This window comes from Sphingopyxis sp. (assembly GCF_035565275.1).
In the GTDB taxonomy this organism is placed as follows: Bacteria; Pseudomonadota; Alphaproteobacteria; order Sphingomonadales; family Sphingomonadaceae; genus Sphingopyxis.
This window is the reverse complement of the sequence record NZ_DATMST010000090.1, coordinates 1-2,324: the sequence shown is the minus strand read 5'-3', so window position 1 is coordinate 2,324 and position 2,324 is coordinate 1. Positions and strand designations below refer to the sequence as shown.

Sequence of the window (2,324 nt, the reverse complement as noted above, 5' to 3'; positions counted from 1 at the left end):
CAGCGCGGCGCGGTCGATCGCGCCGCGCCCTATGAACAAGGCGGGTTGGGGCTGCGCCTGCGCTTCGACGCCGGCGACGCGAGCCGTATCGAGGCGAGTGTTCGCGGCTTTTCGGACCGGCGCGACCGCGGCACCGACTTCACGCGGAGCAAGTTCGACGGGATCGATGCAAGCCTTCGCTTCGTCCATGATCCGTCGGGCAGCACGCAATGGCTCGCGCTCGGCTATATCCAGTTACGCGATTTCGAGAGCGGCTTTGCCAGTGTCTCGGCGGGGCGGAACAGCGTCGCGCCCGCCTTGTTCCAGCGCGCACCCGCGACCGGGATCGGCGCGCGCGTCGAGCTGCGCCCGGCGTTCGGTGGCGCGAACCCGCTGCGCATCGGAGCGGACTGGCGGCGTACGGTCGGTCGGACCGAAGAGGATTTCTTCTTCAGCGGCACCATTCCGGGCCGTCACCGCATCGCGGGCGGCAACAGTGATACCGTCGGCGCTTTCGCCGAATGGACGTCTGGCGACGCGGGCGACGGCCTGCTCTGGACGCTCAGCGGGCGTATCGATCGCTGGTGGCTGGCTGAGGGGTATCGCCTCGAGCGCAATATCGCCGGGCCTGTCATCACGGACCTTCGCTTCGCGGCGCGGCAGGGCTGGGAAGGCAGCGGCCGCGCGGGTGTGCGCTGGACGTCGGAGGGATTCGCGGTGCGCGCGGCGGGCTATCGCGGCTGGCGCCTGCCGACGCTCAACGAACTCTATCGCCCGTTCCGTGTCGGCGCCGAGGTGACGACCGCGAACGAGATGCTGAAACCCGAGCGCTTGTGGGGCGGCGAGGTCGGAATCGACTGGAACAGCGGCGGAACAAAGCTGTCGGCGACGCTGTTTGCCAATCATCTGACCAACGCGATCGCCAATGTGACGCTCGCGCCGAATCTGAACCAGCGGCAGAATCTCGATGCCATCGACAGCAAGGGCGTCGAGGTGAGCGCCGAGCAGCGCATTGGTCCCGCGACGCTGCGCGCGACCTATGCCTATACCGATGCCGAGGTCGACGCGTCGGGTGGCGCGGCGACGCTCGAGGGACGCCGCCCGGCGCAGATCGCCAGACATGCCGGCAGCGTGTCGCTGCGCACCGATACCGGCGGCCCGTTCGGCGGCTTCGCGACGCTGCGCTACATCGGCAAGCAGAATGAGGATGACCTTGGCCTGCTTGCGCTCGGCGATGCGCTGACGCTCGACGCCGGGCTGTCGTGGCGCGTCATGCAGGCGCTGAGCATCGAGGCACGCGGCGAGAATCTGTTCGACGAACTGGTGCCGGCGGCGATTTCCTCGTCGGGCATCGTCGAGCGCGCGACGCCGCGAACGCTGTGGGTCGGTGCACGCCTTTCTTTCTGATTTCGCACCGTTCGGCCCTTCACAGGCCCGAAACAGACGATAGGATAACAGGCGCCGGGATAAGTTGGGGTTTGAAGGCATGACCGCGAAGAAGCTGAATCTCGACAATTTTCTGCCATATCGACTGTCGATCGCCTCGAACGCCCTGTCGAGCCGGATCGCCGCCGAATACGAGAATCGCTTCGGATTGAAGATTCCCGAATGGCGGTTGATGGCGGTACTGGGCGAGGGCCAGCCGAAGACGCAGCGCGAACTGGTCGAGGCAACCCGGATGGACAAGGTGACGGTGAACCGTGCGGCGAAAGCGCTGGCGGAACGCCAATTGATCGGGCGTCAGGCGCATCGGGACGACGGACGCTCGCACCATCTGGACCTGACCGAAACCGGGCGTTCGCTTTACGACGCAATCGCGCCGGCGGCGCTGGCGAGCGAGGCGCGGCTCGAATCGAACATCAGCGCCAGCGAACGCGCGACCTTGCTGCGCATCCTCGCCAAGCTGACCTCCGCTGCCGAAGACTATGGCTGACCGGCTGTATCGCGCCGCGCCGCCGGGTGTGCTGCGCGTCGAACTGCTGGGCGAACTGACCGCGATCTTCGACCGCCGTTCGATGCAGACGCATATCGTCGTTTCACCGATGCCCGAGATACTGGGCGCGATGGGCGGCGATGCTTGCAACGCCGCGATGCTGTCGACGCGTCTTGCCGCGGTGTTCGATTTCGACAGCGAAGACGATGTCCAGCCGATCCTCGCCGAACGGCTGGGCGAACTCGCGGCGATGGGGCTGGTGGAGCGCGTGTGAGGCACAGCACGCGCATCGCGGTCGGGCCGGTCCAGTTCCGCATCGGCAGCGACTGGGCCGCCCCGATCGCGGCGCTCGACCGGCTCTATGCCGGCTATCCCCGCGACGAGACGCGTCCCGCCGAGGCGACGGTCCGGC

At 67.3% G+C, this 2,324-nt stretch carries 3 protein-coding genes; all 3 read left to right on the top strand.

Annotated elements, in window-relative coordinates:
* Positions 1-1,386: TonB-dependent receptor (locus tag VN047_RS06815; protein ID WP_325541356.1), on the top strand; the 1,386-nt coding region annotated here is incomplete at its 5' end.
* 79 nt (positions 1,387-1,465) lie between these two features.
* Positions 1,466-1,912, top strand: a complete 447-nt coding sequence (locus VN047_RS06810) for a MarR family winged helix-turn-helix transcriptional regulator (RefSeq protein WP_325541354.1) — start codon at positions 1,466-1,468, stop codon at positions 1,910-1,912.
* Positions 1,905-2,186, top strand: a complete 282-nt coding sequence (locus VN047_RS06805) for an HPr-rel-A system PqqD family peptide chaperone (protein ID WP_325541352.1) — start codon at positions 1,905-1,907, stop codon at positions 2,184-2,186. Before VN047_RS06810 ends, VN047_RS06805 begins: the two co-directional genes overlap by 8 nt.
* Positions 2,187-2,324 lie beyond the last annotated feature (138 nt).